This is a genomic window from Pseudomonas sp. FSL R10-0056 (assembly GCF_009600105.1).
Taxonomy (GTDB): Bacteria; Pseudomonadota; Gammaproteobacteria; order Pseudomonadales; family Pseudomonadaceae; genus Aquipseudomonas; species Aquipseudomonas bubulae.
Genome location: NZ_WIWL01000199.1, coordinates 26,384 through 32,398 on the forward strand (window position 1 = coordinate 26,384; position 6,015 = coordinate 32,398).

The 6,015-nt window shown below is 58.9% G+C and carries 6 protein-coding genes; 3 read left to right on the forward strand and 3 right to left on the reverse strand.

All coding sequences use genetic code 11. From position 1 onward, the window contains the following. The first annotated feature begins 137 nt into the window (after positions 1-137). Genes GHO42_RS18050 through GHO42_RS26195 form a run of 3 tightly spaced genes read left to right on the forward strand, consistent with a single transcriptional unit; the run spans position 138 to position 1,759 of the window. Positions 138-818, forward strand: coding sequence for a class I SAM-dependent methyltransferase (locus tag GHO42_RS18050; RefSeq protein WP_130871921.1), 681 nt, complete (start codon positions 138-140; stop codon positions 816-818). Positions 819-821: 3 nt separating this feature from the next. Then, positions 822-1,538, forward strand: a complete 717-nt coding sequence (locus GHO42_RS18055; protein ID WP_095019398.1) for a lipopolysaccharide kinase InaA family protein — start codon at positions 822-824, stop codon at positions 1,536-1,538. Beyond that, positions 1,538-1,759: a hypothetical protein gene (locus GHO42_RS26195; protein ID WP_095003361.1), complete on the forward strand. Its 222-nt coding sequence runs from the start codon at positions 1,538-1,540 to the stop codon at positions 1,757-1,759. The genes GHO42_RS18055 and GHO42_RS26195 overlap by 1 nt, the downstream gene beginning before the upstream one ends. 176 nt (positions 1,760-1,935) lie before the next feature. Here the strand turns inward: GHO42_RS26195 and GHO42_RS18065 are convergent, their stop codons facing one another. From GHO42_RS18065 to GHO42_RS18075, 3 genes are read right to left on the reverse strand one after another with little or no spacing between them, the layout of a single operon-like run. Beyond that, the gene (locus tag GHO42_RS18065) at positions 1,936-3,033 is read right to left on the reverse strand and encodes a DUF1513 domain-containing protein (RefSeq protein WP_095003362.1); all 1,098 of its coding nucleotides are present in this window, start codon (positions 3,031-3,033) and stop codon (positions 1,936-1,938) included. A gap of 14 nt (positions 3,034-3,047) precedes the next feature. Continuing rightward, entirely contained in the window at positions 3,048-4,112 is a 1,065-nt protein-coding gene (locus GHO42_RS18070) for an imelysin family protein (RefSeq protein ID WP_153328410.1), read from the reverse strand. Positions 4,113-4,138: 26 nt separating this feature from the next. Further along, positions 4,139-5,554 (reverse strand): di-heme oxidoredictase family protein, encoded by a 1,416-nt coding sequence (locus GHO42_RS18075; RefSeq protein WP_095019401.1) that lies wholly within the window; start codon positions 5,552-5,554, stop codon positions 4,139-4,141. Positions 5,555-6,015: the final 461 nt, after the last annotated feature.

Here is a 6,015-nt window from a genome sequence, read left to right on the forward strand (position 1 = left end):
GCCCTGCGCCAGTACTTTCAACCTGTAAAACCTTGAAATGTTTGTATGAATGGTCTGACAGAATTTTCACCTGTCCATGACCTGATGCACACGTCCCGCTGATTAAGGTAGTGCTCATTAGCTTCTGGAGCACTTGCATGAACTCGGTCATCAAACTCAAATTTTCTGAAAAGTACGACCAGCATCACGCTACGCAATACCTGATCAAGCATCAGGACGGCCTGGCCCGACGTTTGTCGCACAAGCGCGATGAACAATTGGCGCGTCGCGCTTTGCAGCTGGCAGGCGAACCTCAGGTCGTTCTCGATTTGCCTTGTGGCGCGGGCCGTTTCTGGCCGTTGCTGGCACAAATGCCAAGCCGCGAAATCATCGGTGCCGACAACTCGGCGTCCATGCTGGAGGTGGCATCTTTGGCCCAACCCGCCGACGTAGTGAAACGGGTACGGCGCTTGCAGATGTCAGCTTTTGAAATAGATTTGCCTGACAACTCGGTTGACAGTGTTTTTTGCATGCGCTTGTTGCACCACATTGGCGATGCAAGCCACCGGATGGCTCTATTACGGGAGCTTCATCGCGTTAGCCGGGACAGTGTGATTATCTCGTTGTGGGTAGATGGCAATTTTAAGGCCTGGAAACGCAAGCGTCTCGAGCGTCAACGCGCTGCAGAGGCAGATCAATACGGTTACCAAAATCGTTTTGTGTTACCTGCTGCTACAGTGGAGGCGGAATTCAAAAAGGCAGGTTTCACCGTTCAGGACCATTTGGACTTTATTCCGCTCTATGCGATGTGGCGGGTTTACGTATTACGAAAGAGATAACTCATGACCGTTGATTTTGTACAGCAATCCCCCTCTGCGACTGAAGACCCATTCGAGTTTTACTGGAATCAGCAAGGCGAATGGGTTGAAGAGCCCAATCAGCGTCGTGGTGGCGAGAGTGGTGTACAACGGATTCATGATGGTGAAGGGCGCTTGCTCTACGCCAAACGACAGGTGGGGCATACCTACCGTAGCTGGCGTTACCCGCTGGGTCGCCCGACGGTGTTGCGTGAACAGGATGCGTTGCTGGCCTTGAGCGCTTTGTCGGTTGGTGTGCCGGAGCTGGTGTACTGCGGAGCGCAACAAGCAACAGACAAGCAATGGCGTGCATTGCTGGTGACCGTGGGCCTGGAAGGCTTTGTTGAAATCGATAACTGGTACGCCGCCGGTGAGCGCGAGCGCTGCGGTGAAGCGGTACATGACCGAGTGCTTGAAGCGATAGGCCATACCTTGGCTCGTATGCACCTGGGCCGTTGGCAGCACGGCTGCCTGTACGCCAAACATGTCTTTGTACGGGTGACGGGGCAGGGCGAGGGAGCCGAGGTTGACGTGGCTTTGCTGGACCTGGAAAAAAGTCGGCAACGCCTGACGGCCCAAAAAGCCGCTTCCCACGATCTTAAACAACTGCGACGCCATTCGTCGTGGAGTGCTACAGAGTGGGACAGACTGATCTACTTTTATAAAACAGTGTTTGGCAGCGCTATCAAAGGTTTACGGTGATGAAGCGAGAAATAGCACGAAGTTTGTTTCTGCTGGGTGCCCTGGTCATTGCTGGCGTGGCGTTTGCCGCTTGGGAACAGCCTGTGACTCGAGTGTTGAGCGGGGCCCAAATAGGGGCTCATTGTCCGTTGCCGCGCGTGGTCAAAGCTGCGGTAGCAACCCGGCCCGACCACGACCTGTTGCTGTTCATGTTTGGAATGAGCCAGGGGCTGAAGAAGTAATAGCCAAGTTCCTGTAGCAGTTGACGATTCGTGCGAGGCTACGTCCGGCTGCGCAGCAGTCGTAAAACCATCCAGCGTTGGTGTATCTGATACACCGTGATCTTTGGGTTTACGACTGCTGCGCAGCCGGACGCAGCCTCTTTCCTTCGGCAGCGACTACAAGTGTTTCTGCAGCTCTACATGATATGCAAATGGTTGTCCCAAAGCCCCGAGGGTAAATCCAATGGCTTGGCTATCAGCTCGCTCTGACGGCAATCGTAGAAACGGCAACGGCCCTGGCCGGACGTAACCACAAAGCCATCCTCCACTGCACCCACCCCAGCACAATCCGGTAATGGCGCATCCAGGCGCAGCACGCCACTGTCCAGGTCCCAGATAAAGAACCGATTGCCCCGCGGAGCCGTCAGCGCAACCAGACGCAACTCACTGTGAACCGCGACACTGGCGGTGTAATGGCCCATGGCGCGCAGTTGCTGCTCGGCCACCGGGAAGGGTTCGAATGGCTGGCCGGGACGCTTGATGGCCAACAGTTCCGACAACTCATGGGCATCCCCCATAAATTGCTGGCAAGCGACGATGGTGCCGTCACTGGCAATGCCCAAATGGCGCACACTGTTCATCTGCTGGCTCAGGGTTTCCTGGCTGATCAGGCTGCCATCACGGTGCATCAGCACCAGGCTGGGTTCCATCGCGTTCAGGTTCATTTCGACCCGGCTTTCGGCTTCGGTACGAATACCGCCGTTGGCCACCACCAGTGTTTCACCGTCAGGCATCCACGACACCTGATGCGGGCCGACGCCGTGGGTGGGAATTTCACCGCTGTGGATCAGGCGCTCGCCTTCAAAGCGATAAACCCCAAGCAAGCCACGGCCCGGATCAGTGGTGTCGTTTTCAGTGGTGTACAGCCACTCGCCGTCTTTATGGATGACCGCGTGCCCATAAAAATGCCTGTTGGGCCGGGACGTCAGGGTTTGCAGCAACTCCCCGTCTGTCAGGCTGATCAGGTAGCTTTCGGTACCGGGGCGCCGCGCCACGAACAGGGCAATGGGCAGTGTCGGATGGTTAATGATGTCATGGCAGCGCTGGCCGACCCGGGTGCTGAACACCTGAGTGCCATCCAGACGATAACCAACAGCCAGGTGATTGCCGTCTGCATCGTCGCGGGCACTCAGCAGCAACGGGCTTTGGCCTTTCTGTTTAAACAGTGACCAACCGCCCAGCGTGATTGCACTGAGCAATAAGCCACCAAGCTTGAGTGCTTGCCTGCGCATCATCGAACCTTCCTTTATCAATCGCCGTCGTTGGCGTTAAAGCCCAGCTGGATGCCCAGGGCCTTGGCCAGTTCGCCTTCGTGCAGGCGGTGAACCACGTTGAGGCTGTCGTAGATGGCGTTGAGCTGGGCGCGCCCGGCATCGTCAGCCAGCAACTCGTTGAGGGTGCGCTGGTTGTCATTGAACAGCTTGAGCGAGGTGGCGTAGGCCGCGTCGATCTTGTCAGCCAACGGCTTTTGTTCAGCGGGTAGCAGGCTGCGCAGGCCCTTGTTGTCGACACCGGCCCAGACGGTCTGGGCTGCGGCCAGGCTGGCGGCCAGGCTTTTGAGTGACGACTCGCTGCGCCATGCATCAGCCTGGAACGGTTGCGGGATGCCTTTGCTCTGGCGGCCCATTGGCGTGCCGAGTTTTTTCTTCAGGGTATCGAGTGCGGTGACCTGCACGCGCAGCACGTCAGCGATGGCTTCGTGGGAGTCGGCGTAGCGCTGGTTGGGGAACTTGCTCATTTGCGCGAGCATGCCGTCCGTGCTGTTCCAGCTGGCCAGAATCTCTTCGGCCAGTTGCTTCTGACGTTCGCCGATGGCAGTCAGCAGCGGGCAGTAACGGGCTTTTTGCGCATCGTCGGCCAGGTTGATATTGCTGTCGAACAGAATGTATTCGTAGGCAGACAGGCCTTGCACCACAACGCTGGACTTGGCCAGGGCCGCGGCATCGATCTGCGGCTGGGCGATCACCAGTTGTTCGACCTGACGGCCGACCAGGTTCTTTTTGTCCGGCCAGAACTGTACCTGCCACGAACGATTACCCTCGGCCAGAGGCCCGATCAGCAAAGGTTGCAGCTCGGCCCAGGCTCTTTGCGCATGCAGGAAGTCGGCGCGGGCCGTTTCCAGGGTTTCCTTGCCCTGGCAGTAGGCCAGTGCGCTGACGGCCAACTGGCGGTCAGCTTCAACCCAGCGGCTGTAGGTAGGCAGGATCACTTGTTTGGCGATGGCTGCCGAGGTGACGGCCTGCGGGTCTTGTGGCGAGCAGGCCGCCAGGGCGATGGCGGCAAGGCTGGTGAACAACAGCTTGGGTCGAAACATGTCGGGGTCCCCGATCTTGTAAAGCGTTAAAGAGAGTTCAGGAACGCCAGCAACGCGGCGCGTTGCTCGGCATTAAAGCGTAACACCTGCTGCCTGGCCGGTTCGGCCTCGCCGCCATGCCAGAGCACGGCTTCCAGCAGGTTGCGGGCACGACCATCGTGCAAAAACTGGGTGTGGCCACTTACCGCCTGGGTCAAGCCGATTCCCCACAACGGCGGCGTACGCCAGTCCTGGCCGCTGGCGGCGAATTCGCTGCGGTTATCGGCAAGGCCCGGGCCCATGTCGTGCAGCAGCAAGTCGCTGTAGGGGTGGATGACCTGATTGGCCAGCTCGGGCTCGGCGGCGTTGGCCGATGTGGTGAACGTTGGCGTATGACATGAGTTGCAGCCGGCCTGGTAGAACAGGTTTTTCCCGGCCAGCACCTGGGGTGCGCCGACATCACGGCGGGCGGGTACGGCCAGGTTGCGAGTGTAGAACTCCACCAGGCGCAGAATGTTGTCGCTGACCTCGGGTTCGCCATCCGGGCCATTGCCGTTGGGCGCCTCGAGGCAGGCAGTTTGGGCCTTGGTGCAGTCATCGAAGGGCCTCAGGGAAGTCGTGAGCCCCATATCACCAGAAAAAGCGTGAACATTTTGTTGATTGAGGTTCGGTTGCCCGGCTTTCCAGCCAAAACGGCCCAACACTGTCTTTTGTTGCGCGTCATCCCACACCCAGTTTGGGCGCCCGGCAATACCCTCACGTTTGTCGGCATTGGCCAGAATGGCTTCGTTGGGAATGGCCTCGAGCAGCCCCAGGCCGATCATCGGGGGTGCAATGCGGGCCGACATGCGGGTGTCGGGATGCATCGGGCCATAACCCAGCTGGGTAATCTGCAGGGTGGGCTTGCGCAGTTCGACTTCAGTGCCGTCCTTGAAACGCACGGTGACCGGCTCGTAATCGACCCGAACCTTGCCTTCGGGAGCTACACCGGGCACGGCCATATCCTGCAACTGGCCACCATAGACCGGCTCGGGCACGATGCCTGCTTGCTCGATCAGCGTGGCGTAAGCAGGGTCGTTGGGGATCGACAGGCGCACCAGCATCGACACCGAGTTCTTGGCGCCCGGAGCGGGAGGGTGGCCGCGACCATCCTTGATGTGGCAGTTCTGGCAGCCGTTGGTGTTGAACAACGGGCCCAGGCCATCACGGGCGGTGGTGGTGGACGGGGCTATGACCCAGGGGCTGCGAAAGAAGCTGTTGCCGACGCTGAAATCCAGGCGCCGGGTGGGCGACAAGTTGGCCGAAGGCATGGAAAACGAGTTCTGATCGGTTTTGCGCACCGTAGTAGCCCCGCCTGAGCGGGCTTCGCCGGGCTCGGGTTTGGTAAAGCGCGGGGCATTATCACAACCGCCAAGGCACAGGGCCATGAGCAGCAGAGACAGGCGAAGAGGCAACGAAGGCATCAAACGTCCAGATCAGCGAGCAAAATCGAGGGCGCAAAGTTTAGCAGGGAAGGGGAATTGAAATAAGAGGGATTAGCGTTTGCTGTGACTTGGGGCAGACAAATGACCCTGTAGAAACTCTGTTGCCGATCAAGCCCGTCTGTTGTTCGCAAATCCCTCATCCAAACCGGCCGCTCGGCCGCCTCGACCGCCTCGGCAGCTTTTGATCTGGCTTTTGATTTTGATCTGCTGGCCCCATCGGCAGGCCGAGTGGAGGTTCTGCGCAGTGGGTCGACCGGCATGGATGCCGGGAGAGCCGCGATGGGCCATGGATGGCCCGTGGCGGCGTGCCCACGGAGCGGGACCGGAGCGAGGGAACCTGAGCGCAGCGAAGGCCGTACGCCAGGGGCAAGCCTTTTTGGTTACTTTTTCGGCGTCTGGAAAAAGTGACTCGCTGTAAGAGCGAAACCAATATCCCAGTT